Source organism: Tahibacter sp., from assembly GCF_035481375.1.
Taxonomy (GTDB): Bacteria; Pseudomonadota; Gammaproteobacteria; order Xanthomonadales; family Rhodanobacteraceae; genus Tahibacter.
Genome location: NZ_DATIGT010000134.1, coordinates 1 through 23,498, shown reverse-complemented (window position 1 = coordinate 23,498; position 23,498 = coordinate 1). Strand labels below are relative to the sequence as shown.

Annotated in this window: 19 protein-coding genes; 11 read left to right on the top strand and 8 right to left on the bottom strand. The window is 64.4% G+C overall.

What is annotated here, in order from left to right; genetic code table 11:
* The 3 genes from VLF18_RS09250 to VLF18_RS09240 all read left to right on the top strand — a co-directional run.
* Positions 1–396 (top strand): exodeoxyribonuclease III (locus VLF18_RS09250; RefSeq protein WP_325279338.1); only part of this gene is annotated, 396 nt, incomplete at its 5' end.
* On the top strand, positions 393–1,064 hold the full coding sequence (locus tag VLF18_RS09245) for a YecA family protein (protein WP_325279337.1): 672 nt from the start codon (positions 393–395) through the stop codon (positions 1,062–1,064). The genes VLF18_RS09250 and VLF18_RS09245, both read left to right, overlap by 4 nt.
* Positions 1,065–1,184: 120 nt before the next feature.
* Positions 1,185–2,045, top strand: coding sequence for a pirin family protein (locus tag VLF18_RS09240; protein WP_325279336.1), 861 nt, complete (start codon positions 1,185–1,187; stop codon positions 2,043–2,045).
* A 238-nt stretch (positions 2,046–2,283) separates the two neighbouring features.
* Here the strand turns inward: VLF18_RS09240 and VLF18_RS09235 are convergent, their stop codons facing one another.
* On the bottom strand, positions 2,284–2,796 hold the full coding sequence (locus VLF18_RS09235; RefSeq protein WP_325279335.1) for a hypothetical protein: 513 nt from the start codon (positions 2,794–2,796) through the stop codon (positions 2,284–2,286).
* 82 nt (positions 2,797–2,878) lie between these two features.
* Positions 2,879–5,116: a S9 family peptidase gene (locus VLF18_RS09230; RefSeq protein ID WP_325279334.1), complete on the bottom strand. Its 2,238-nt coding sequence runs from the start codon at positions 5,114–5,116 to the stop codon at positions 2,879–2,881.
* A 148-nt stretch (positions 5,117–5,264) separates the two neighbouring features.
* On the opposite strand from VLF18_RS09230, the gene VLF18_RS09225 reads away from it, so the two are divergent.
* The gene (locus tag VLF18_RS09225; RefSeq protein WP_325279333.1) at positions 5,265–6,296 is read left to right on the top strand and encodes a phospholipase A; all 1,032 of its coding nucleotides are present in this window, start codon (positions 5,265–5,267) and stop codon (positions 6,294–6,296) included.
* A 32-nt stretch (positions 6,297–6,328) separates the two neighbouring features.
* On the opposite strand, the gene VLF18_RS09220 is transcribed toward VLF18_RS09225, so the two are convergent.
* Together VLF18_RS09220 and VLF18_RS09215 are read right to left on the bottom strand one after the other, a co-directional pair.
* Positions 6,329–7,984, bottom strand: a complete 1,656-nt coding sequence (locus VLF18_RS09220) for a hypothetical protein (RefSeq protein ID WP_325279332.1) — start codon at positions 7,982–7,984, stop codon at positions 6,329–6,331.
* A gap of 82 nt (positions 7,985–8,066) precedes the next feature.
* Positions 8,067–8,705 (bottom strand): hypothetical protein, encoded by a 639-nt coding sequence (locus tag VLF18_RS09215; RefSeq protein ID WP_325279331.1) that lies wholly within the window; start codon positions 8,703–8,705, stop codon positions 8,067–8,069.
* A 17-nt stretch (positions 8,706–8,722) separates the two neighbouring features.
* Between VLF18_RS09215 and VLF18_RS09210 the strand changes: the two genes are divergently transcribed.
* Both VLF18_RS09210 and VLF18_RS09205 read left to right on the top strand, forming a co-directional pair.
* Positions 8,723–9,073 (top strand): nucleotide pyrophosphohydrolase, encoded by a 351-nt coding sequence (locus VLF18_RS09210; protein WP_325279330.1) that lies wholly within the window; start codon positions 8,723–8,725, stop codon positions 9,071–9,073.
* Between the two features lie 20 nt (positions 9,074–9,093).
* Positions 9,094–10,971, top strand: coding sequence for a DUF2075 domain-containing protein (locus VLF18_RS09205; protein ID WP_325279329.1), 1,878 nt, complete (start codon positions 9,094–9,096; stop codon positions 10,969–10,971).
* A 77-nt stretch (positions 10,972–11,048) separates the two neighbouring features.
* Here the strand turns inward: VLF18_RS09205 and mnmE are convergent, their stop codons facing one another.
* The 4 genes from mnmE to rpmH form a co-directional block, all read right to left on the bottom strand.
* A complete protein-coding gene (gene mnmE / locus VLF18_RS09200; RefSeq protein ID WP_325279328.1) occupies positions 11,049–12,395 on the bottom strand; it encodes a tRNA uridine-5-carboxymethylaminomethyl(34) synthesis GTPase MnmE in 1,347 nt (448 codons plus the stop codon).
* A 97-nt stretch (positions 12,396–12,492) separates the two neighbouring features.
* Positions 12,493–14,202 carry a membrane protein insertase YidC gene (gene yidC, locus VLF18_RS09195; RefSeq protein WP_325279327.1) on the bottom strand — a complete coding sequence of 570 codons (1,710 nt, stop codon included), beginning with the start codon at positions 14,200–14,202 and terminating at the stop codon, positions 12,493–12,495.
* A gap of 125 nt (positions 14,203–14,327) precedes the next feature.
* On the bottom strand, positions 14,328–14,648 hold the full coding sequence (gene rnpA / locus VLF18_RS09190) for a ribonuclease P protein component (RefSeq protein WP_325279326.1): 321 nt from the start codon (positions 14,646–14,648) through the stop codon (positions 14,328–14,330).
* A 53-nt stretch (positions 14,649–14,701) separates the two neighbouring features.
* Positions 14,702–14,836 (bottom strand): 50S ribosomal protein L34, encoded by a 135-nt coding sequence (rpmH, locus tag VLF18_RS09185; RefSeq protein ID WP_257386829.1) that lies wholly within the window; start codon positions 14,834–14,836, stop codon positions 14,702–14,704.
* Positions 14,837–14,993: 157 nt separating this feature from the next.
* Here rpmH and dnaA point away from each other — a divergent pair, with 157 nt between their 5' ends.
* The 5 genes from dnaA (at position 14,994) to VLF18_RS09160 (ending at position 23,091) form a co-directional block, all read left to right on the top strand.
* The gene (gene dnaA, locus VLF18_RS09180) at positions 14,994–16,343 is read left to right on the top strand and encodes a chromosomal replication initiator protein DnaA (RefSeq protein ID WP_325279325.1); all 1,350 of its coding nucleotides are present in this window, start codon (positions 14,994–14,996) and stop codon (positions 16,341–16,343) included.
* 215 nt (positions 16,344–16,558) lie between these two features.
* Positions 16,559–17,659, top strand: a complete 1,101-nt coding sequence (gene dnaN / locus VLF18_RS09175; RefSeq protein WP_325279324.1) for a DNA polymerase III subunit beta — start codon at positions 16,559–16,561, stop codon at positions 17,657–17,659.
* 76 nt (positions 17,660–17,735) lie between these two features.
* A complete protein-coding gene (recF, locus tag VLF18_RS09170; RefSeq protein WP_325279323.1) occupies positions 17,736–18,815 on the top strand; it encodes a DNA replication/repair protein RecF in 1,080 nt (359 codons plus the stop codon).
* A 64-nt stretch (positions 18,816–18,879) separates the two neighbouring features.
* A complete protein-coding gene (gene gyrB / locus VLF18_RS09165) occupies positions 18,880–21,291 on the top strand; it encodes a DNA topoisomerase (ATP-hydrolyzing) subunit B (RefSeq protein ID WP_325279322.1) in 2,412 nt (803 codons plus the stop codon).
* A gap of 477 nt (positions 21,292–21,768) precedes the next feature.
* A complete protein-coding gene (locus VLF18_RS09160; protein ID WP_325279321.1) occupies positions 21,769–23,091 on the top strand; it encodes a tetratricopeptide repeat protein in 1,323 nt (440 codons plus the stop codon).
* The last annotated feature ends 407 nt before the right edge of the window (positions 23,092–23,498 follow it).

Below are 23,498 nucleotides of genomic sequence, written 5' to 3'. Positions count from 1 at the left end.
CGCGTGACCGACCATCTCGCCGAGGAAGCCGCGCGCCACCCGAATCTGATCGTCCTCGGCGACTTCAACATCGCGCCCGAGGACCGCGACGTGCACGACCCGGTCGCCTGGAAGGACCAGATCCTCTGCTCGGTGCCGGAGCGCGAGGCGCTCAAGCGTCTGCAAAGCATCGGGCTCGCCGACACGTTCCGCGATTTTCATGCGGACGACGGCGCCTTCAGCTGGTGGGACTACCGTCAGGCCGCGTTCCGCCGCAACCTCGGCCTGCGCATCGACCTCGTGCTGGCCAGCGAAGCGCTGCGGCCGCGGTTCGCGGGCGCAAGCATCGATTCCGAGCCGCGCCGCTGGGAACGTCCGTCGGACCACGCGCCGGCACTGCTGGAACTCAACGCATGACCGACCGCGAAGTCGCTCTATCCCTCGAAGACCACGAGCTCGACGAGCTCGACCAGTTCCTGCGCGCGCAGGCGCGCGAGAACGAAGCCGACCTGCTGCTCGACGGCGTCCACGGCCTGCTGACCGTCCTGGCCGTCGGTCCCGACCCGGCGCTGCCCGACGAATGGTTGCCCGAGGTGCTGCACGCGCCGTTCACCGACGAAGAGCAGGGCGAGCGCATCCTGCAGCTGCTCGCGAAACTCAACGATTCCATCCTCGGCGAGATCGATGCCGAAACCTACGAGCCGATTCTCGGCGAGGTCGACCTCGAGGACGGCGGCGTCGCGCTGTCGGCCGCGGGCTGGTGCGAAGGCGTGAGCCGTGCGATCGACCTGCGCGCGAGCGCCTGGGAATCGCGCCTCGCGGAAGATGCGCAGCTCATGGAAATGCTGGGCCCGGTCATGGCGCTGGCCGTGGACGAGGGCGTGCTGACGGCCGACGCGGAATTCGAGCGCCTGACCGAACAGGAATACGACGACTGCCTTGCGCACATTCCGCAGGTCGTCGCGCAGGTCGCGCAGTATTGGCGCGTGCATCCGGCCAGCGAACGCGAGAAAGCCGGCAGCGGAGCCGCCTCGAGCGAATTCCGCGAGCCGCCGCGCCGCCGCGGCGGCCGCTGGGTGCACTGACCGCGGGACCGGGTTCGCGCGACGATTGTTGCGCCGGCGCGAGCAACCTGTTCACGCCGCCGCGCTTGGCTTCGCGCCGGCTGAAATCCATGTTGCGGACTTCGATCCCCGGAGCACGCCATGAATGCCACCGCCCTGACTTCGCGCCGCGTCGTGACGACCGTGCGCGGCATGCCCGCCAGCGACGGCGCCGGCGTGAAGTTGAACCGGCTCATCGGCCAGCCGGCGCTCGACATGCTCGATCCGTTCCTGATGCTCGACGAGTTCCGCTCGGATCAGGCCAGCGACTATCTCGCCGGATTTCCCGACCATCCGCATCGCGGCTTCGAGACCGTGACTTACATGCTCGCCGGCAACATGCGCCACGGCGACAACCAGGGCAACAGCGGCCGGCTGCGCGCCGGGAGCGTGCAGTGGATGACGGCTGGGCGCGGCATCGTGCATTCGGAGATGCCCGAGCAGGAGGACGGCCTGATGTGGGGCTTCCAGCTCTGGGTGAACCTGCCGGCCAAGGACAAGATGACGGCGCCGCGCTACCAGGACATCGCGCCGGAACGCGTGCCGAGGATGGCACCGGCCGACGGGGTGGAGCTGCGTCTGTTGACCGGCCGTGTCGGCGAGGTCGAAGGCCCGGTCACCGATGTGGCGACCGCGCCGTTCTATGCGGACCTGCGCCTGGACGCCGGTGCGCAATGGACGGCGCTGCTGCCGGAACGCCACAACGCGTTCGTCTATGTCTATGAAGGCGAGGCGACGGTCGGCGAAGGCGAGGCGGCTCGCGCGCTGCCGCGCGGCGAACTCGGCATCCTGAGCCACGGCGAGACCGTGACGCTCGCGGCGGGATCGCAACCGGCACGGTTGATCCTCGTCGCCGGCAAGCCGCTGAACGAGCCGGTCGCGAAATACGGCCCGTTCGTCATGAACACGCCGGAGCAGATCGTTGCGGCGATCCGCGACTATCAGTCGGGGCGGTTCACCTGACGAAAAACCTTCCCCTGGCGCGGTCATGTGCCGCTCGCGATCAAGCGCGCAAGCGCTTGACCTGCGGAGCCGAGTCCGGACCTGCGCCGGACTCGGCGACTGTAGAAACCGCCGTTCCGGCGGGTTCCAGGGGTTCCCTCGAGGCGAGGGATGGGTTCTGCGCATTGCGCCAGGAAACAGCGACGACAACCGGAAAACCCATGATCGGACGGCGACGGCGTTTCGCCGTCCAACCGACTCAGCCGTTCGTCCGCAGCACGCAACCCGTATCGGTCAGCATGTCGCCGTCGATGCGACGGAACGATTTCTCCGCCATGCGGCGATAGCGCTGCGTCGTACCGTCGGCGCGCGTCAGTTCGAGCATGCCGGCGGCCGAGTCCCAGCGATAGGCGAGGCGCTGGCCGGTACTCGTGCTGTAGTTCTGCGTGTCGACGAGCGTGAAGCCCGCCGCCGCATCGATGCCGAAGCCCGGCGTGGTGCAGACGTAGGCGCCGGTCGGCGGCGCAGTCGTGACCGGCGGGCGCACGCCCGTGCCGTCGTCATAGCTGATGCTGGCGGCCGTGGCCGTCGCGACCGTGCCGTTGTCGAGTTCGACGTAGCAGCTGCCCGCCGTCGGGGACGATGCAACGACAGCGCCGCGGTTGCCGTCGTCGAGCGTCACGCGACGGCCGATCGCGCAACTCTGCGCGGAAGCGGAAGCCGCCGCGAGGAACAGCACCGTACCAATGACGCCGACTGCACTACGGTTCATTTTCCACTCCCCTTGATTTGGACTCGGCTAGCGTAGCCGAGTCCGCGCATGTCCGCAGCCGTCGACCGGCGGGACGGTTCCGTCAATGTGCCGGAGCCGGGCGTAGCTGCCGGTCGAACCAGCGCCGGATCGTGTTGAACACGTGCTTCTTCATGGCCGGGGTCGACATGCCGTGCTTGCCGCCGGGATAGGTCATGAGGTCGAAGGACTTGCCGCGGTTCTGCAGCTCGGCCATGAGCTGCGTGGAGTGCGTGAACAGCACGTTGTCGTCGGCCATACCGTGAACGAGCAGCAGCGGCGAGGTGAGGCCGTCGAGCCAGGCCAGCACGCCGCTCTTCCCGTAGCCGTCGGCGTTGTTACTCGGCGTGCCGAGATAGCGCTCAGTGTAGTGCGTGTCATACAGCGTCCAGTCGGTCACCGGGGCGACCGAAACGCCGGCCGCGACGAGGTCGGACGACTTGGCGAGCATCATGAGGCTCAGGTAGCCGCCGTAGCTCCAGCCGAACACGCCCATGCGCCGGCCGTCGACCCAGGGTTGCGATGCGAGCCATGTCAGCGCCGCGCGCTGATCCTCGACTTCGATCCGGCCGAGCGTGCGGTGGATCGGATCGGAGAACGCGCGGCCACGGCGCGACATGCCGCGATTGTCGAGCGTGATGACGACGTAGCCCTGCTGCGCGAAATACTGGTCGATCAGGTCGCCGAAGTCGCGCTTGGCGAGCTGCACGGTCGGTCCGCCGTAGAAATGCGAGATCACCGGGTAGCGCTTCGCCGGATCGAAGCCCGCGGGCTTGTACAGGCGATACCAGAGATCCTGACCGTCCGCGGCCTTGATGCTGCCGAACTCCGGCGTGATGTGCGCGGCGCGATACGGCCCGTAGGGATGGCTGTCGTCGACGCGGTTCTCGGTGATCCAGGCGACGCGTTCGCCGCCGGGCTTGCGGACGCTGACCTGGCTCGGCGTGCGCGGGTCGCTCCAGCTGTCGACGAACAATTTCACCACGCCGTCGCCGGCAAACGTCGCCTCGTGCCAGCCGTCGTCGGCCGTGATGCGCAGCGGATTCGCCGCGGTGCTGCCGTCGAGCTTCAGCGCGTAGACCTGCTTGTCGAGCGGATGGTCGCGATTGCCGGCGACGTAGACGAGGCCGGCGGCTTCGTCCACGGCGAGCACGCGATCCACGCTCCAGTTGCCGGAGGACAGTGGGAATTTTTCCTTTCCGTCCATTCCGTACAAGTACAGGTGCTTATAGCCGCTGCGTTCCGACGCCCAGACGAATGCGCTCTGGTTCGACAGGAAGCGCAGGTCTTCGTGCAGGTTGATCCAGGTGTGGCTGGTTTCGGTCAGCAGCAGCTGCGATTTCAGCGTGTCGATGTCGACGAGTACGAGATCGAGGCGACGCTGGTCGCGCGTCTGGCGCTGGAAGGCGACGTGCTTGCCGTCGGGGGTCCAGTTCACGCGATTGAGATAGATGTCGGCGTCGGAGCCGAGATCGATCCAGCGCGTGCGTCCGCCGGTCGGCTTGATCAGCCCGAGCTGCACCTTGGCATTGGGCTGACCGGCCGCGGGATAGCGCTGCTCGGTGACGTCGGTGCGGTCGGGCTGGATCTCGAAGCGCTGCACCGCGGGCACGGCTGATTCGTCGTAGCGCTCGTAGGCGATCCAGTCGCCCTTCGGCGACCACCAGTAGCCCGTGAAGCGGTCCATTTCCTCCTGCGCGATGAACTCGGCCTCGCCGTTGTGTACGGTGTCCTTGCCGTCGTCGGTCAGGCGCTGCTTGAGGGTGGTCTTCAGGTCGACGACCCAGAGGTTCTGACGACTCACGAACGAGACATAGCGGCCGCTCGGCGCGACCTGCGCGTCGATGATCTCGGCGTCCTTCGGCGTGAGTTCGCGCACGGCCTGCTCGGGCTTCGCCGCGAGGTCATACAGATAGAGCTGGCCCGCGAGCGGAAACAGCAGCCGCTGGCCGTCGGGCGCCCAGCGATAGTTGACGATGCCTTTGAGGCCGGCGATGCGCTGCCGCTCGCGCGTGGCCTTCTCCGCATCGGACAACACTTCCTCGGCCGGCTGCAGGGTGCGCGAATCGACGAGCAGCCGCGTCGCGTCGTCGGCGAGGTTGTATTCCCAGAGGTCGAGCGCGTTCTGGTCGTCGGCCTTGCCGCGCAGGAACGTCACGCGCGACCCGTCCGGCGAAATCTTGAGCCCGCGCGGCGTCGTTCCGAGCACGGCGGGGTCGTCGTAGATGCGTTCTATCGTGAGCTTTTCGGACATTGCGGGCATCGATACGGCCATGAGGCCGGCAAGAAGCATCGTACGCATAAGAAACCGTCCACGGGCGAGGGCGGCATTAGACCGGTTTCGGGCCGGCACGTCATGTCGCAACGCGTTGCGGCGGGCGTGCGTTTGCACGAATCGTTGCGCCGTGTGCCTGCTAGCATCGCGTTTTTCGGTTCGGAGAGGTCCTGCCATGGAACTGCGCCTTGTCGCTGCCGCCGTATTGATTGCCGCCGGCCGGACTGCCGCGGCCGCCACGCCGAGCGACCCGCGCGCCTGCGCCGCGATACAACCCGATCCCGAGCGGCTGGCCTGCTATGACGCGCTGTACCCGCGCCCGGTCGCACCGTCGCCGGGTATCGAGCCGACCGCCGAGCAGAAGACGCTCTATGCGCACGAGGGCCGCAGCGCCACGCGCACGCCGGATCGTTCGCTGCTCGACAGCCGCTGGGAACTCGATCCCGACTCCAAGCTCGGCGCTTTCAATATCCGCGGCTACAAGCCGCTCTATGTGCTGCCGTTCTTCCACACCTCGAACATCAATGCCTCGCCGAACAGCCCTTCTCCGGACCACGACGTCGAACTGCCCGAACGCCTCAAAGCTGCCGAGATGAAATTCCAGCTGAGCTTCAAGGGCAAGATCCTCGAGAACCTGTTCGGCGACAACGGCGACCTCTGGCTCGGCTACACACAGGCCTCGCACTGGCAGGTCGGCAATCCGCAGATCTCGCGTCCGTTCCGCGAGACGAACTACGAGCCGGAACTGATGATGGTGTTCCGCACCGGCTACGACATCCTCGGCTGGGACGGCCGCCTGCTCGGCATCGGCGTGAACCACCAGTCCAACGGCCGCAGCCTGCCGTTGTCGCGCAGCTGGAATCGCGTGATCGGCCAGGTCGGTTTCGAGCGCGGCGACTGGACCGTGATGCTGCGGCCCTGGTGGATCTTCAAGGAATCCTTCGCGAAGTCCGACAACCCCGACATCGGCGACTACGTCGGCCACGGTGACGTGCAGATCGTCCGGGTCTGGAACGGCCACGAATTCGCGCTGATGTTGCGGCCGAGTCCGGAAGGCGGCGCCGCGCAGTTCGACTGGGCGTTCCCGATCCGCAACCAGCTTCGTGGACATGTGCAATTGTTCGACGGTTACGGCGAAAGCCTGATCGACTACAACCACCGGGCGACGTATATCGGGGTCGGGCTCTCGTTGCTGGAATGGTATTGACCGGCGCCGGCACGCAGCGCTGTCCGGTCGGTTCAAATTTCGCCGCGGCGCCAGCGGTACCAGTCGAGCGTTGCCGCTAGCAGCTGCGTTTCCGCATCGGCCTGGACCTCCAGGAACTCGTGTTCGTTCGACGTCCGCTCGAGTCGCTGCGAGAGGCGCTGCAGTCGTTCGTACAGATCCGCGCAGGCCGACGCACGCATCCGGTGCTTGAGCAGGCAGCCGTGCGCACGCAGCGCGAGCGACATTGCCGGCAGCAGCAGTCCGAAAAGGGCCAGCACGATCGCGATCGTGCCCGCGACGTGCGCGGTCGCTGCGGATGCGATCACCGCGGCGGCGAGTACGATGGCCGCGGATGCGACGAGTATCCCGAGCTGCCTTCCGACGATGTGGACATGTCGCCGGACCTGGTCGAGCTTGTCGCGATACGCGGCCGCCGCTGGCTCGAGTCGTTCGCGCAGATAGCGATCGCGCGCCTGCTGCCAGTCGGGCGGCCGCGCGCCGCGAACGCGGCGCAGATGTGCAACGGCGAGTGTCTGCGCCAGCGCGCGTGCCGCGTCCGGAAGCGGAGCGGCACGCAGGAACGCAAACGCGTGCGGCTGGCCGGGAAGCGCCGGACGACCCGTGTCGGCGTCACTTGCGGCAGGATCGAAGGTCCGCACCGAACGCGCGATGTCGATCGAAAGCTGCAGCTCGGTCCAACGCTGCCGGACTGCCGCGGTCGACGTCGACCCGAGACGCCGCTGGACGAGTCCGCCCACGGCAAGCAGCAGCGTGGCGATCAGCACCGGTAGCCAGGCGGCGAGTCCGGCGAAACTGTTCCGGAACGCGATGGTCAGCAGCAAGAACAGCGCAGCGGCGCCGATGATCCCGAGCTGCGTTCGCACCGTGGATTCGCTCGCCTGCGTGCACTGCGCATTGCAGACGCGGGCGAGCGCATCGCCTTCGGCGACGACACGCTGCGCCATGTCCTCAAGCGCGAGCGGCGGAGCAGGCAATACGTGCGGGAGGCGCGGTGCTTCCCAACTCATGTCGCGCGGATAGCGCAGATCGTCGTAAACATGCAGCTTCTGGTTTTCGTCGATCCAGAACGTCAACGCATACAGCGGTTTTCCGCCGCGCACGGCGTGTTCGGCGAACGCATTCGTGCGACCGGGCTTGCCGAGCCCGTCGCGGTGCTTCGGCTGCAGGATCACGGCGATATCGGCGTGCTGCAGGATTTCCGACGCCGTCTCGGCGAAACGCGCAGCGCGCGAGGACGCGATGCGCGCGACGCGCTCCTGGATCACCGAGGCGCGCTGCAGTTGCTGAAGTACTTTCTCGCGCTGCGCTGCGGAGAAATCCTCGTCGAACGGCGGGCGTGGATCTTTCGCCGCGAGATACTCGTCGCGCGGCTGCGGCAGGAACGCGCGCAGCGCGATTCCGGCGGTGTCGCAGGCGTCGGCCAGCACGCCGTCGCCGCCGTTGCCGGGCTGCATCACGCCGACAAGGAAGTGGCCGTCGTGAAGCGGCAATCGCGGATGCCTGCGCAACTGTGCGAGCTTTTCCGAGACCTGACGCGTGAGTTCGTCGGTGAATTTTGTGCGGCGCTGCGAATCACCGATGCCGGGGAACAAGTCGCGCGCGCCCACCAGGCCGAGGTGCACGACGCAGGCATGCGCAACCGGCGTATCGCTGCCTGTCGCCGTCATGCGAGCGTCCCTCGACCGCGTCTGAAAGAGCGCGAGGCTTGGCCGCAAATACGGAACCGATCCAACGCGCGAATGACCGGGATCATCGCCTCTCCCTGGCAACGAAGGCGCGCGATACGCGTGCCGAGTCTGGCCAGAATAGCGCGAAGCAGGTTTGGGCGGAATTGCGTCCGACGCCGCCGCGTCCGCAAAGAGCGCTGAAGAAACCGCCGTGAAATGCCGGGGCGTCCCTGCTCGAAATCGGCTCGCGATCCAGTATCCGGACCGTTCCGCGCGCTGCCGCCGGTGTGACGGTCGGCCGATTTTCCACATTGTTCGGCGCGCTGCGCACGCCGGCATCACCGCCGAACCGGCCGTCGCCGGGCCGCGCGTACTCGAGCAGCACCGCGGACACAACCGTATCGTCGCTTGGCTCGTCGAAGCGCAGAGGCGTAGGTGATTCAGTGAGCGTAGCGCGGAGAAGATCTGCGAGGAGGATCGTGCTCGGGCAGGCCGAGCCGTATTTGACCGTCGCGGGCGGACAAATTGACGAGCGTGCGACGCGCAGGCAAGGTCGTGTCCAGCATTGCTGCGGATTCATCGAGTGCAGCCGGTGAATCAATCGGCAGGCCGGACAGGTGCGGCGCTCCGCGGTCAGAACGCCGGATGGCGCCTTGCGCGTATCGGGTTGCCGGGGCAGCTCCGAATCGTCTTGGCCGCCGGAAGCAGCCGGTTCCGCCATTCATGCCTGGAGTTTCGATGAATACCGAGCACGACGCACTGAAGCAGTCGCTTCGCGAATTTGCCGAAGCGAGGGAGTGGGGCCGGTTCCACTCCCCGAAGAATCTTGCGATGGCACTGAGTGTCGAGGCGGCCGAGCTGCTGGAACACTTTCAATGGCTCTCCGAATCCGACAGCCGCGCGCTCGGCGCCGAAAGGAAGGCGGCAGTCGCGCGGGAAATGGCCGACGTATTCATCTATCTGCTGCAGTTGTCGGATCGGCTCGACGTGGACCTGATCCAGGCGGCGCGAGCGAAAATGATCGAGAACGCGGAAAAGTACCCCGTCTCTCGCGCACGGGGCAGCAGCCTGAAGTACACCGAACTGTAAGTGGACGGGGGCGTGGCCGGGTGATCGTTTACCAATCGACAAAGCGAGGGTTTCTCGCCGACTCTGACGACCGCAGTGTCGAAGAGGTTGTAGCCGATGCCTTTCTGCTCAAGACGGGCCGTTACGCTCCCGATGGCGAATTCCGCGCGTGGCGCGAATCGCTGAAGCACATGGCCAAAGTGCTGCGGGATGACGGGATTCCCGGCGACACCGGTGTAGGAATCGAGTTCGGAATCCCCCAGTCGCAGAAGCGCGTGGACTTCATGCTGTCGGGATTCGCGGATGACGGATCGCCTCGGATGATCATCATTGAACTCAAGCAGTGGTCGTCGACGCGGGTTTGCGATCTCGATGGTTTGATCGACGCTCAACGCGGCGGTGCGACGTTCGTCAGAGGACCCCATCCCTGCTATCAGGCTTGGTCCTATGCGGCTCTTCTCGAAGGCTTCAATGAGGCGATCTACGACGGTGACGTGAGACTTCGTCCGTGCGCGTATCTGCACAACCATGCTGCGGACGGCGTCGTCGATGACGCCAGATACGAGCCGTATATCGAACGCGCGCCTCTCTTCCTCAAAGGCGAGGCCGAGTTGAGGCGTCTGCGAGAGTTCGTCAAGAAGCATGTGAAGCGTGGCGACGACGCGCAACTGCTTTTCAACGTCGAGAGTGGGCGCGTTCGTCCCTCGAAGATGCTGGCCGATAGCGTGGCGAAAATGTTGCGGGGCAATCAGGAGTTCGTTCTGGTCGACGAGCAGAAGGTAGCGTATGAGCTGGCGCTCGCTGCTGCGGAGAAAGCGAGTCCCGCGCGGAGACAAGTCGTCTTGGTGAAAGGTGGTCCCGGAACGGGCAAGTCCGTTATAGCCATCAATCTGCTGGCAACTCTGACGAGGCGCGGCCGATTGACCAAATACGTATCAAAGAATGCGGCGCCTCGCAGCGTCTACCAGGAGAAAATGACTGGTCATCATAGTCGCGGCGCGATTGCAAGCCTGTTCGGCGGATCAGGCGCGTTTCACGACACCGAGCCGGACACGTTCGATGTGCTCGTCGTTGACGAAGCCCATCGCCTGAACAGCAAGTCCGGGCTCTACGGAAATCTCGGTAGCAACCAGGTCATGGAGATCATGCGAAGCGCCGCATGCGCGATCTTCTTTGTTGACGACCGCCAAATGGTGACGCTCTCGGACATCGGCAGCTCATCCGAGATCCGACATTGGGCCGAAGCATCCGGTGCGGAAATAACGGAACTCGAACTCGATGCGCAATTTCGTTGCGGCGGCTCGGACAGCTATTTGCCGTGGCTCGACGATGTGCTGGGGCTGGCGTCCTCAGGCACTGCCGAACTCGATCGATCGGGTTTCGACTTCCGCGTTGTCGACACGCCGGAGGAGTTGCACGAATTGATCGAAGAACGGAACGCTGGCAATCGGGCACGCGTGGTAGCGGGCTATTGCTGGGATTGGAAGAGCAGGCGAGACCCGCGTGCGTTCGATATAGAGATCGGGACGTACCGCAAGCGATGGAACCTCGGCAGTGACGGCAGCCTATGGATCGTTGCACCTCGATCCGTATCGGAAGTTGGCTGCATCCATACCTGCCAGGGCCTGGAAGTCGACTATATCGGCGTCATTCTTGGACCGGACTTGCTGTTCCGCTCGGGCCGTCTCGTGACGGCGGTCGAGAACCGGTCGTCCATGGACCGTAGCGTTCGCGGCTATCGAAGCGCGCTTCGCAGAGAGGGACCGGCGGTCGCCGATGTCGTAGACCGGCTGATTCGCAATACGTATCGGACGCTGATGACGCGCGGGATGAAGGGGTGCTTCGTCCATTGTGTGGATCCGGAGACGCAGCAGTACTTCAGGGATCGGCTTGAGCGGCGCGGCAGCCGCGGAACGTAGTTTTGAGTTTGTTGCAGCAGCAAATTCGCGCGTAGGGCCTCAAGGCATCGAGTCGATAGGCGAGCCAGAGGCGTTCGCTACTTTCCGATGCAAAAACTCGAAAAGATCTCTCCGAGCAGATCGTCGCTCGTGAACTCGCCGGTCAGTTCACCGAGGTCGCGCTGCGCGTGACGCAATTCCTCGGCGGCGAGTTCGCCGGCATTCTGTTCGACGAGCGCGAACTCGGCCGCGGCGAGATGCGCGGCCACGCGTTCGAGCGCGACGACGTGGCGCGTGCGCGCGCTGAAAGCGCCTTGGCTGCTGTCACCGACGCCGGCGAGTCGCTTGAGTTCGTCGCGCAGCAGATCGAGGCCGGCGCCCGTGCGCGCGGACACGTCGATGCGGACGCCGCCTTCGTGTTCGAGGCGCCGGGGCGCGTGGTGTGCGAGGTCGATCTTGTTGCAGACAAACAATCGGGTCTGACCCGACAGCGCGGGGCCGAGCAGCGACATGTCGTCCGCCAGGTTTTCCGCATCGCTGACGAGCAGCGCCACATCGGCGCGATCGAGTTCCCCGCGCGCGCGGCGCATGCCTTCGCGCTCGACGACATCGGCGGAATCGCGCAGGCCCGCCGTGTCGACGAGCGTCAGCGATACGCCGTCGATCTGCACGTTTTCGCGCAGCACGTCGCGCGTAGTGCCCGGGATCGCGGTGACGATCGCGCGGTCCTGTGCGGCGAGTGCGTTGAGGAGGCTCGACTTGCCGGCGTTCGGCCGGCCGGCGATGACGACATGGAGGCCGTCGGTCAGACGAACGCCGCGCCGTGTCTCGGCGAGCAGCAGCGAGAGCTCGTCGCTGACGCCGTCGAGGCGCCGGCGCAGCTCCGGCGCGGCGAGGAAGTCGATCTCTTCTTCGGGAAAGTCGATCGCCGCTTCGATGTAGACGCGCAGGTCGATCAGGTTTGCCAGCAGATGCGCGACGCGCGCCGAGAACTCGCCGTCGAGCGAGCGCAGTGCGGCGCGCGCGGCGGCTTCCGACTGGCTCGCGATGAGGTCGGCGATGGCCTCGGCCTGGGCGAGATCGAGCTTGCCGTTGAGAAACGCGCGCTCGGAGAATTCGCCGGCGCGCGCCGGACGCGCGCCGAGTTCGCAGACGCGACGCAGCAGCAGGTCGAGGACGACCGGCGAGCCATGAGTCTGCAGCTCGACCACGTCCTCGCCGGTGAATGAGTTCGGTTGTGGAAAGTGCAACAAAATTCCGCGATCGACGAGCGCTCCGGCCGCGTCGCGGAATGCGCAGTAGTGCGCGTGGCGAGGGGTCGGCGAACGACCGAGCAGGGTGGCTGCAATCGCGTTGGCCGCACCGCCGGAGACTCGCAGCACACCGACGCCCCCGGCGCCCGGAGCGGTCGCGATCGCGGCGATGGTGTCGGCGTTGGCGATCATGGCGGTCCTGCGTTGGATTCGCCGGGATCGGAACGGCGGCGCCGGCGCGCCGCGCAGTCGGAGCGGCGTTCGCGCGTGACGCGAACGCCGCTGGCGGTCAGGCTTTGTCCGCGGCTTCGATGCGGCGCGTGATGATCCACTGCTGCAGCAGCGAGGTCATGCCGTTGACGGTCCAGTAGAGGACCAGGCCTGCCGGGAAGAACGCGAACAGGATCGAGAACACGACGGGCATCATCTTCATCATGCGCGCCTGGACTGGGTCCATGCCGGTCGTCGGCGTGAGGTACTGCGTCGCGATCATCGTCGCGGCGTTGAGCACCGGCAGCACGAAATACGGATCGGGCGCGGTCAGGTTCTGGATCCAGAGGAAGAACGGCGCCTGACGCAGCTCGACGCTCTCGACGAGCACCCAGTACAGCGCGAAGAACACCGGAATCTGCACGAGCATCGGCAGGCAGCTGCCGAGCGGATTGATCTTTTCTTTCTGGAACAGCTCCATCTGCGCCTGCGCCATTTTCTGGCGATCGTCGCCGTAGCGATCTTTCAGCGCCTGGATGCGCGGCTGCAGTTTGCGCATCTTGGCCATCGAGCGGTACTGCGCTTCGCTGAGCTTGAAGAAGACGGCCTTGATCAGCAGTACGAGGAGGATGATCGCGAAGCCCCAGTTGCCGGTCAGGGCGTAGAGCTTGGCGAGCACCCAGTGCAGCGGCTCGGAAATGAACGTCAGCACGCCATAGTCGATCGTCAGCGCAAGACCCGGCGCCACGTCATTGAGGCTGCTCTGCAGCTTCGGACCGACGTACAGACGCGCTTCGCTCGTCGTCGTCGCACCCGGCGGCACATTCAGCGCCGGTCCCATCGTCCGGATCGTGAAGCGCGGGAACGCGCCGTCGCGCACTTCCGTCGTATACGTTTCTACAGTGTTCGGCGACGGCAGCCACGCCGCGAAGAAATAGTGCTGCAGCATGGCGACCCAGCCGCCGGTGACGGCGCGGTTCTGCAGCGGCGTTTTCAGGAACTTGTCGAAGGCGAGCTTCTGGAATTTGTCTTCCGGTGAATACCAGGCCGCGCCCGTGAAGCTGTAGCTCTGCGGATTCGTGATCGAACTGAAGAAGCCGTGCTTGGCAGCCGGCGGAATCACGCGCTGCAGCTGGCGGTACGCGTTGCCGTTCCACGCGGCCGTGCCGTCGTTCTTGATCTCCTGGCGCGTCGCGAGCACGTAGCTGCCGCGCTCGAGCACGAAGACCTTGCGCACGGTCAGGCCACTGGCGGAGTCGGTCCAGGTGAACGGAACTTCGAGCTTCGGCTGGTCGGCGGCGAGCGCGTAGCTTTTCTGTTCCGCGGCGAAGACGTCCTGATGGCTCGCGGCCTTGGCCGAATCGGCCGCGCTCGCAAGACCGGACTGAGCGACGAAATAGTGGTCGGCGCTGTCGTCGAGCAGACGCACGGGGTTCGCGTAGTCCTTGGGCTGCTGCGGATACGCCAGCAGGTCGGCGCGGACGACGGTGGCGCCGCGCGTGTCGATCCAGAGTTTCAGTACGTCGTTGCTGACTTCGACGAGATCGCCCTTGGCGTCGCCGGCCGCGCCTGGGATTGCCGCCGGTGTCGCGTCCGCGGGTGTCGACGCGTTCGCGCTCGGCACCTCGCTGCCGGCAACTGCCGCGGGCGTACCGCCGGCTGCGGGTGCGCTTTCCGTGGCGGGCGTGGCGACTGCGGCCGGCTGCGCGTAGTCCTGCTGCCACTGATTCCAGATCAGGTAGGAGACAAGCAGCAGTGCAATCAACAGGATGGAGCGCGGATTATTCATGGGATGGGCAAGGGCTGTCGGCCGGGCACGGCCCGACGCGGATGGGGACACAACGAAGGCGGATCAAGCGGATCGACCGCGCGCGGAAGGTTGACCGCGCATTGTGCCGGGCGGTTGTTGCGGCTTCAACGCTGTGCGCGCGGCAGGCGGCTCCAGAGTTGCTCGAGATCGGCGAGGAGTTCGGAGCCGGGAACAGTGACGGCGGCACTGCGGGAGATGACGAGGATGTCGATCGGGGCGAGCAGTGCCCGGTTGCGTCGAAAGCTTTCGCGGACGAGGCGCTTGAGGCGATTGCGTTGCACGGCGAGTTTCGAGACGCGACGAGACACCGCGAGCCCGAGCCGGGCGGCGGTGTCTTCGGTGTTGCGGTATTCGGCGCTGAAATAGCGGCTGCCGACGCGTCGGCTAGCCTGGCGCAAACGGGCGAAATCGCCCGGTTTGAGCATCCGCGCGGCGCGCGGGAAGCGAAATGCTCCCATCGAGCCGCGAATCGAGGATTTCAGACAGCGAGACGCTTGCGGCCCTTGGCGCGGCGAGCGTTGATGATCTTGCGGCCGTTCTTGGTCTTCATGCGGGCGCGGAAGCCATGGTCGCGGGCGCGCTTGATGCGGCTGGGCTGGTACGTACGCTTCATGGCGTCGTCTCCGGTCGGAAGAGTGGGAAAAGGGGCGGGAGAATAGTTGTCGCTGCGCTGCCATGTCAAGCCGCGCGTGGCGGAAAAGCGAGCGTCGGCGTAGACTTCCGCGCCCTGCCGGGCCAGCCCCGGCACCCCGCCCGTCGACGAGGAAGTAATGAGCGAACTCTGGCGGCGCTGTCTGGAACGCCTGGAAGGCGAGTTCGGCGCTGAAGATATCCACACCTATCTCAAACCGCTGCAACCGGCGGAGAGCGACGACGGTCTGCGCCTGCTCGCACCGAATGCATACACGCTGGAACGCATCGAGCACGAGTTCCTGCCGCGGATCCGGGCGATTTTGAATCATCTGGCGGCACGGCCGATACCGGTCCGCCTCGAGGTCGGCACGCTGAGCGCTCGCCGTGCCGCCACGCCGAAAACGGCGGCGACGCGCAGCGGTGTTCCGGCGGCCGCGCCGATCGAAACTCCGCCGCCGGCCGAGTTCGACGGCAACCTCGATCCGAACTACACCTTCGACAGTTTCGTCGAGGGTAAATCGAACCAGCTCGGCAAGGCCGCAGCGATCCAGGTCGCGACGAATCCTGGACGTGCCTACAACCCCCTGCTGCTGTACGGCGGCACGGGCCTCGGCAAGACGCACCTGATGCATGCCGCCGGCAACCTGATCCGCGAAAACAATCCGCGGACCAAGGTCATGTACCTGCGCTCGGAACAGTTCGTCTCGGCGATGATCGACGCGTTGCGCAACAAGAACATGGACGAGTTCAAGCGCCGTTTCCGCGAGGTCGACGCGCTGTTGATCGACGACATCCAGTTTTTTGCGGGCAAGAACACGACGCAGGAAGAATTCTTCCATACGTTCAACGCGCTGTTCGAAGGCAAGCAGCAGATCATCCTGACCTGCGATCGATATCCCAAGGAAGTCGAGAACCTCGAGCCGCGCCTGAAGTCGCGACTGGGCTGGGGGCTTTCGGTCGCGATCGAGCCGCCGGATTTCGAGACGCGCGCGGCCATCCTGCTGTCGAAGGCGCAGTCCAAGGGCATGAGCCTGCCCGAAGACGTCGCGCTGCTGATTGCCAAGCGCATGCGGTCGAACGTGCGCGACCTCGAGGGGGCGCTGAACACGCTCGCGGCACGCGGCAACTTCCTCGGCCGGGCGATCACGCTGGAATTCGCGCAGGAAACGCTGCGCGATCTGCTGACCGTTCACGCCCAGGCAATCACGGTGCCGAATATCCAGAAGACGGTCGCCGACTTCTATCAGCTGCGGCTGCAGGATCTGCTGTCGAAGCGGCGCTCGCGCTCGCTCGCGCGTCCTCGGCAGGTCGCGATGGCGTTGTCCAAGGAATTGACCGAACACAGCCTGCCGGAAATCGGCGAAGCGTTTGGCGGCCGTGACCATACGACGGTGCTGCATGCGTGCCGAACCATCCGCGATCTCACGGAAACCGACGGAAAGCTGCGTCAGGATTACGAAAAGCTGGTGCGCATCTTGACCGGGTGATTGCCTGTGGATAAACAGGGGGCAGATCGGGGGACAGAAGTTATCCACAGTCCATCGACAAGCGCGCAGCGCGTAATCCGCCTTGTTTGCCACGATTCAAGTCGTTGATTTTGTTTAGAAATTCGGGGTAGTCCCCAGTTTTTCGCGACACAACTACCACCGTAACCTTCCTAAAAGAACAAAAGCGTTCGTTAGCGAACCGGGATACCCTGACCATGCGATTCAGTCTTCAACGCGAAGCCTTGCTAAAGCCGCTGCAACAAGTTGTCGGTGTCGTTGAACGGCGACAGACATTGCCGGTGCTGGCAAATCTGCTCGTGAATGTCTCCGACGGGCGCGTGTCGTTTACGGGAACGGATCTCGAAGTCGAAATGGTCGCGGCCGTCGCGGTGAATACGAGCGAGCCCGGAGAGATCACGATCCCAGCGCGCAAGCTGTTCGACATCTGCCGCGCACTGCCCGACGGGGTTTCTATCGATGTGCGGCTGAACGGCGACCGCGTTGTCGTGAATGCGGGACGCAGCCGCTTTACGCTCGCGACGCTGCCGGCGAGCGAGTTTCCGGTGATCGAAAGTATCGAGACAGTCGATAAAGTCGAGCTGCCGGAAGCGACGCTGAAGAATCTGATGGATCGCACGGCGTTTGCGATGGCTCATCAGGACGTGCGTTATTACTTGAACGGTATGCTCGTCGATCTGCGCGAGGATGCGCTGCGCTGCGTCGCAACGGACGGCCATCGTCTCGCGTTGGCGGAGACGAATGTCGATGCGCGGATTTCGCAGCGGCGACAGATCATCATCCCGCGCAAAGGCGTGCTCGAGCTGCAGGGACTGTTCGAAAGCGGGGATGGCGTCGTCGTCCTGGAGTTCGGCAAGAATCATCTGCGTGTTCGACGCGGAGACGTGCAGTTCACGTCAAAGCTGATCGACGGCAGATTTCCCGATTACGAGGCAGTCATTCCGATCGGTGCCGACAAGGAAGTGCGCATCGGACGCGACATGCTGCGGACGGCGCTGCAGCGTGCGGCGATCTTGTCGAACGAAAAGTATCGTGGCGTGAAGCTGGACGTCGCTCCGGGAAGACTGGGCATCGTCGCGCACAATCCCGAGCAGGAGGAGGCACACGAAGAGCTCGAGGCCGATACGTCGGTCAGCGATCTGAGTGTCGGTTTCAACGTGAACTATCTGCTGGACGCGCTCGGTGCGCTGACGGGTGAAAACGTCGTGGTCTGTCTGCGCGACGGCCAGTCGAGCTGCCTGCTCAAGGCAGTCGACTCGGAGGAGTCGCGTCACGTGGTGATGCCGCTGCGACTCTGACCCGAGCGTGGCAATGGAATCAGAGAGCCTGCGGTGCGCGAGTACCGCGGGCTTTTTTATGGCTAGGTGAAACGAGATGGAGCTGCTTGAACTGCGTTTGTCGAACGTGCGAAACGTCGAGGCAGCAGAGATCGCCTTTCGTTCGGGCGCGAGCGAGTTCATCGGTGCCAACGGTGCCGGCAAGACATCGGTGCTCGAGGCCGTCTACATGCTCTCGCATGGGCGGTCGTTTCGGTCGACGAAGCGGGAGAGTTTGATTCGATTTGGACAACCCTCGCTGGAGGTGTTCGCAGAAGTGAAGCGGGCAGGTCGAATCCATCGTCTCGGGTTGTCGAGGCAGCGAGGCGACTGGACGGCACGGCTGGACGGGGCTGAGGTCGGTGCGCTGTCGGACTTGCTGCGCGAAATCGCGGTGGTCTGTTTCGAGCCGGGGTCGCATGCGTTGATCTCGGGTCCGTCGGACGAGCGCCGGCACTTTATGGATTGGGCGTTGTTCCACGTGGAACCAGGTTTCACGGAAGTTGCGCGCCGGTATCGTCGAGCGGTCAAGCAACGCAATGCGTTGCTGCGAGGCACCGCGTCGAACGAGGAACTCGATGTCTGGGATGTAGAGCTGGCCCGGGCGGCAACAGTTCTCGACGAGTGGCGTAGCGCCTACCTGTTTGAGTTGACGGAGGTTTCGAGGACGCTGTCCGCAGCGTTTCTTCCGGAACTCGGGACGATGAAACTGAGCTACGAGCGCGGCTGGAACTCGGACGTCGGATTATCGGACGCGCTCAGGCAACGACGCGAGCGCGATCGGGAGCGTGGCCATACGACGGTGGGTCCGCACCGCGGCGATTGGCGGATTGCGTTCGACGCGGCACCGGAGCGCGAGCACTTGTCGCGCGGCCAGGAAAAGTTGACCGCGCTGATTTGCTTGCTCGCGCAAGCGCAGCTGTTCTTCAACCAGATCGGGGAATGGCCGATCCTGTGTCTCGACGATCTGGCTTCAGAACTCGATGCGGAGCACCAACGCCGCGTACTTCGGTGGCTCGACGAAGTCGAAGCACAGGTTCTGATCACCGGAACAGCCGCGTTGCCGGCGCTCGATCTCACCCACCGCCAGCGCACGATGTTCCACGTGGAACAGGGTGCGGTCACGACACTGCTATAATTCGGCGTCCTTCCGTTCCGAGAGTCGCGCCCATTCGCGGGGGCGGCCATGCCTGGCGAATTGCATGAGCGATCAGTACGACAGCAGCAACATCAAAGTCCTCAAGGGTCTCGAAGCCGTCCGGAAGCGCCCGGGCATGTACATCGGCGATACCGATGACGGCACGGGCCTGCACCACATGGTCTTTGAAGTTGTCGACAACTCCATCGACGAAGCGCTCGCGGGTTTCTGCGACCACGTGACCGTCTCGATTCACCAGGACGGTTCCGTCAGCGTCAGCGACAACGGCCGCGGCATTCCGGTCGGCATCCATCCGGAAGAGGGACGGTCGACCGCCGAAGTCGTCATGACGGTTCTGCACGCAGGCGGCAAGTTCGACGACAACTCCTACAAGGTTTCCGGCGGGCTGCACGGTGTCGGCGTATCGGTGGTCAACGCGTTGTCCGCGCACCTCTGGCTCAACATCTATCGCGACGGCTACGAGTTCGTGCAGGAATACCGGCACGGCGAACCGCAGTACCCGCTGAAGCAGGCGGCCCCGTCCAACCGACGCGGCACCACCGTGCGATTCCTGCCGAGCACGGCGACTTTCAGCAACACCGAATTCCACTACGACATTCTCGCCCGGCGACTGCGCGAACTGTCGTTCCTGAATTCCGGCGTCAAGATCGAGATCATCGACGAGCGTCACGACAAGCACGATGTCTTCGAATACGAGGGCGGCATCCGTTCGTTCGTCCAGCACCTCGCTCAACTCAAGACGCCGCTGCACGCCAACGTCATAACGTTCAACGCGCAGCAGGACGGCATCACGGTGGAAGCCGCGCTGCAGTGGACCGACGCGTATCAGGAAACGTGCTTCTGCTTCACGAACAACATTCCGCAGCGTGACGGCGGCACGCATCTGACCGGCTTCCGCGCGGCGCTGACGCGCTGCATCAGCAACTACATCGAGAATTCAGGCATCGGCAAGAACGCCAAAGTGGCCTTCGCCGGCGACGACATGCGCGAAGGCATGATCGCGGTGCTGTCCGTGAAGGTGCCCGATCCGAAGTTTTCATCGCAGACCAAGGACAAGCTGGTCTCGTCCGAAGTCAAAGGCATCGTCGAGCAGGTCGTCAACGCGAAGCTCGAGGAGTTCCTGCTCGAAAACCCCGCGGAAGCGCGTGCGATCGCGAGCAAGGTCGTCGACGCGGCGCGCGCTCGCGAAGCGGCGCGCAAGGCTCGCGAGATGACGCGCCGCAAGGGCGCTCTCGATATCGCCGGTCTCCCGGGCAAGCTTGCGGACTGCCAGGAAAAGGATCCCGCACTGTCCGAGCTGTTCATCGTCGAGGGCGACTCGGCAGGCGGTTCGGCGAAGCAGGGGCGAAATCGAAAGACTCAGGCGATCCTGCCGCTCAAGGGCAAGATCCTCAACGTAGAGCGCGCGCGCTTCGACAAGATGCTGTCGTCGGCGGAAGTCGGCACGCTGATTACCGCGCTCGGCTGCGGCATCGGCAAGGACGAGTACAACCCCGACAAGCTGCGCTACCACCGCATCATCATCATGACCGACGCGGACGTCGACGGGTCGCACATCCGCACCTTGTTGCTGACGTTCTTCTACCGTCAGATGCCTGAGCTCATCGAGCGAGGCTACGTCTATATCGGTCTGCCGCCGCTGTACAAGCTCAAGCAAGGCAAGACCGAGATCTATCTGAAAGACGACGGCGCGCTGAATCAATATCTCATCGGTAACGCCGTCGATCAGGCCGAACTGCGCTATAGCTCCGATGCGCCGCCGATCACCGGCGTCGCACTCGAAAAACTGCTCGCCGACTACCAGGCCGCACTCGACCAGATCGATCGCCTGAGTCATCGCTGCGACGTCAACGTGCTGACCGCGATGCTCGAACTCCCGCCGCTCGACGACGGCATCTGGAACGACGAAGCCGCAACGGCCGCCTGGCTGGCGCGCATATCGGCGCGGCTCAACAACGTCGGACTCGGGCGCGCGCAGTACCGGCTGCGCATCCAGACCGCGACCGCGGAGCACCCGGCCGCGCTCGTGATCGAACGCGACCAGCACGGCCTCACGCACACGCAGGTCCTGCCGGCGAGTTTCATCGCGAGTCCGGAAATGCGGCCGATCCTCGATGCCGCGCGACATCTTGCTGATTTGGTCCAACCGGGATCTGAAATCCGCCGCGGCAACTCGGCGTCGCTCGTCGACTCGTTCGCGCGGGCGCGTGCCTGGCTCATGGACGAAGCGAAGAAGGGGCGCACGATCCAGCGCTTCAAGGGGCTCGGCGAAATGAATCCGGAGCAGCTCTGGGAGACCACGGTCAACCCGGAAACGCGCCGGCTGCTCCAGGTCAGCATCGAGGACGCGGTAGCGGCCGACCAGATCTTCTCGACGCTCATGGGCGATGTCGTCGAGCCGCGTCGCGAGTTCATCGAGTCCAACGCGCTGCGCGTTGCGAATCTCGACGTCTGAGGTCTTTGCGGCGGCCGTCGCGGCCGCCGTGCATCTGGCGTTCACGGCCGGCGCGCAAAGCTCGACCCCGCCGATAGCGTTTTCGCGTTGCACGCAGCGCGGGCGGGGCCGACGTCCCGGCTGCGCATTCTGCACTGCACCATTCCATACAAGGACGAACGGGTGCTCGAGCGGACCAGACTTTGGTCTAAGAAACTTCTATCAAATTAGAAATTGATTTTAGTTTCCAAGTTAAAAAAACGGCAGCCCTACGAAAACTCCCGTAAAACGGCTGCATTCCGGCCGCTTTCCACGCTACGCAGAGACCTGTAACAACTCGTTGCAAGCGGCTGGAATTCATAGGTTTCTTTTTAACGCTGCGATAACGAATGCCGAATTGCATGTGCTTGTAGTTTGAACATTCGCGGATTAACCTCTGCGACCCCTTTACCGCTTGCCCCCAGGCAGGCCGTGAGAAACCAGTCGAGGCGCTATTCAATGCACGCTCCCAACGTCAAGAAGCTCGTCCTTTGTCTCGGTGCAGTTTCGCTGCTCGCGGCCGGAATCGCTTCCGCCTCCCGTATTCCGGGCGAACGTTCCAACGAGCAGCGTCCCAGCAAGAGCAGTGGCAAGGCCGACAAGACCGAGAACGCGTACCCGAACGCCAAGCGCAACGATCCGAAGACCGACATGCCGGGCTCGCTCGGCACGAAGCTCAACAAAGCACAGGAAGCCGCGTCCGACGGCGACGCCGACAAGGCCATCGCGCTCATCGATGAAGTCATCGGTGACAAGAAGGTGACACCGTACGCGAAGGCGTTCGGCCTGTACCTGCGTTCCAATGCGAAGTGGGAAAAGGAAGACGGCGCCGGCGCCATCGCCGATCTCAAGGAAGCGATCGCCCTCGACGCGCTGCCGAACTCCAACCAGTTTCCGGCCATCTACACGCTCGCCCAGTTCCAGCTGCAGGAAGAGCAGTACGCCGACTCCGCGAAGAGCATCGATCTCTATATCGAACAGAGCGGCGACAAGAAGGCCGAAGCGCTCGCCGTCAAGGCCAACGCGCTCTATCGCGCCGACAAGTTCCAGGAAGCGATCGACACGATGAAGCAAGCGATCGCGGCCAGCGACAAGCCGCAGGACAGCTGGAACCAGATCCTGATGGCCAGCTACTTCGAACTCAACCAGTACGACGAAGCGGCCAAGCTGTCCGAATCGCAGCTGCAGAAGAACCCGAACGACAAGAAGCTGATCCAGCAGCTCGCGTCGATCTATGTCAACGGTGACCAGAGCGAAAAGGCGCTGAAACTCCTGAGCGATGCGAAGGCGCGCGGCCTGATCACGACGTCGGACGACTACAAGCTGCTCGCTCAGCTCTACGGCCAGGCCGAAAAGCCCGCTGAAGGCGCGGCACTGCTGGAAGAAGGTTTCCAGAAGGGCGCGATCCAGCCGAGCTATGAAATGTACAAGCTGCTCGGCGATTCCTATGCCCTGGCCGAAAACGAGCCGAAGGCGATCGACGCCTACGGCAAGGCGTCGCCGCTCGCGAAAGACGGCGAAGCCGATCTGCTGCGTGGTCAGCTGCAGGTCAACAACCAGCAATGGGCTCCGGCGAAGGAATCGCTGACGAAGGCACTGCAGCGCGGCGTCAAGCGCCAGGGTGCGGCCTACGTTCTGCTTGGTAACGCGGAAAACGAACTCGGTAACAAGAGCGCCGCCATCGCTGCCATGGAAAAGGCGCAGGGCTACGAAGAAACCCGCCAGATGGCAGGTACGTGGCTCAAGATGATCAAGGGCGGAGGCGTTCCGAAGAAAAAGTAAGCCATTCCGCACTCTTCGCAATAAGCGTGCGGTGTTCGGCGACCTTCAGGCCGGGTTAATATAGGCGTCCCGACTCACATATTGAGCGTCGGGCTGGCCTCGTGTACGGTGCCAGCCCCTCGCCAGCCGCGGCGCGGCGCCCTGCAACAAGCCCTCAGATCTCACACTCAGCGAACCTTGGTTCAAAGCAAATGGCGTTGACGACAGAAGACCAGCGCGAAACGTACAGTTGGAGGCGCACCTCAGCGCTGGCCGCCGCCATGGCCGTGCACGGACTCGCTTTCATCATGATGATTGCGCCGGTGGCGCCGCCTCAGGCGAAGGAAAAGAAGAAGGAGACCGTCGTCTCGGTCGAATTCGTCGAACCGCCGCCGCCACCGCCGCCGCCGCCGCCGCCGCCTCCGGAA

Excerpts from the sequence above, each read along its gene's own strand:
- VLF18_RS09245 (WP_325279337.1), top strand. The coding sequence starts at position 393 with ATGACCGACCGCGAAGTCGCTCTATCCCTCGAAGACCACGAGCTCGAC.
- VLF18_RS09240 (WP_325279336.1), top strand. The coding sequence starts at position 1,185 with ATGAATGCCACCGCCCTGACTTCGCGCCGCGTCGTGACGACCGTGCGC.
- VLF18_RS09235 (WP_325279335.1), bottom strand. The coding sequence starts at position 2,796 with ATGAACCGTAGTGCAGTCGGCGTCATTGGTACGGTGCTGTTCCTCGCG.
- VLF18_RS09230 (WP_325279334.1), bottom strand. The coding sequence starts at position 5,116 with ATGCGTACGATGCTTCTTGCCGGCCTCATGGCCGTATCGATGCCCGCA.
- VLF18_RS09225 (WP_325279333.1), top strand. The coding sequence starts at position 5,265 with ATGGAACTGCGCCTTGTCGCTGCCGCCGTATTGATTGCCGCCGGCCGG.
- VLF18_RS09220 (WP_325279332.1), bottom strand. The coding sequence starts at position 7,984 with ATGACGGCGACAGGCAGCGATACGCCGGTTGCGCATGCCTGCGTCGTG.
- VLF18_RS09215 (WP_325279331.1), bottom strand. The coding sequence starts at position 8,705 with ATGGCGGAACCGGCTGCTTCCGGCGGCCAAGACGATTCGGAGCTGCCC.
- VLF18_RS09210 (WP_325279330.1), top strand. The coding sequence starts at position 8,723 with ATGAATACCGAGCACGACGCACTGAAGCAGTCGCTTCGCGAATTTGCC.
- mnmE (WP_325279328.1), bottom strand. The coding sequence starts at position 12,395 with ATGATCGCCAACGCCGACACCATCGCCGCGATCGCGACCGCTCCGGGC.
- yidC (WP_325279327.1), bottom strand. The coding sequence starts at position 14,202 with ATGAATAATCCGCGCTCCATCCTGTTGATTGCACTGCTGCTTGTCTCC.
- rnpA (WP_325279326.1), bottom strand. The coding sequence starts at position 14,648 with ATGCTCAAACCGGGCGATTTCGCCCGTTTGCGCCAGGCTAGCCGACGC.
- rpmH (WP_257386829.1), bottom strand. The coding sequence starts at position 14,836 with ATGAAGCGTACGTACCAGCCCAGCCGCATCAAGCGCGCCCGCGACCAT.
- dnaA (WP_325279325.1), top strand. The coding sequence starts at position 14,994 with ATGAGCGAACTCTGGCGGCGCTGTCTGGAACGCCTGGAAGGCGAGTTC.
- dnaN (WP_325279324.1), top strand. The coding sequence starts at position 16,559 with ATGCGATTCAGTCTTCAACGCGAAGCCTTGCTAAAGCCGCTGCAACAA.
- recF (WP_325279323.1), top strand. The coding sequence starts at position 17,736 with ATGGAGCTGCTTGAACTGCGTTTGTCGAACGTGCGAAACGTCGAGGCA.
- gyrB (WP_325279322.1), top strand. The coding sequence starts at position 18,880 with ATGAGCGATCAGTACGACAGCAGCAACATCAAAGTCCTCAAGGGTCTC.
- VLF18_RS09160 (WP_325279321.1), top strand. The coding sequence starts at position 21,769 with ATGCACGCTCCCAACGTCAAGAAGCTCGTCCTTTGTCTCGGTGCAGTT.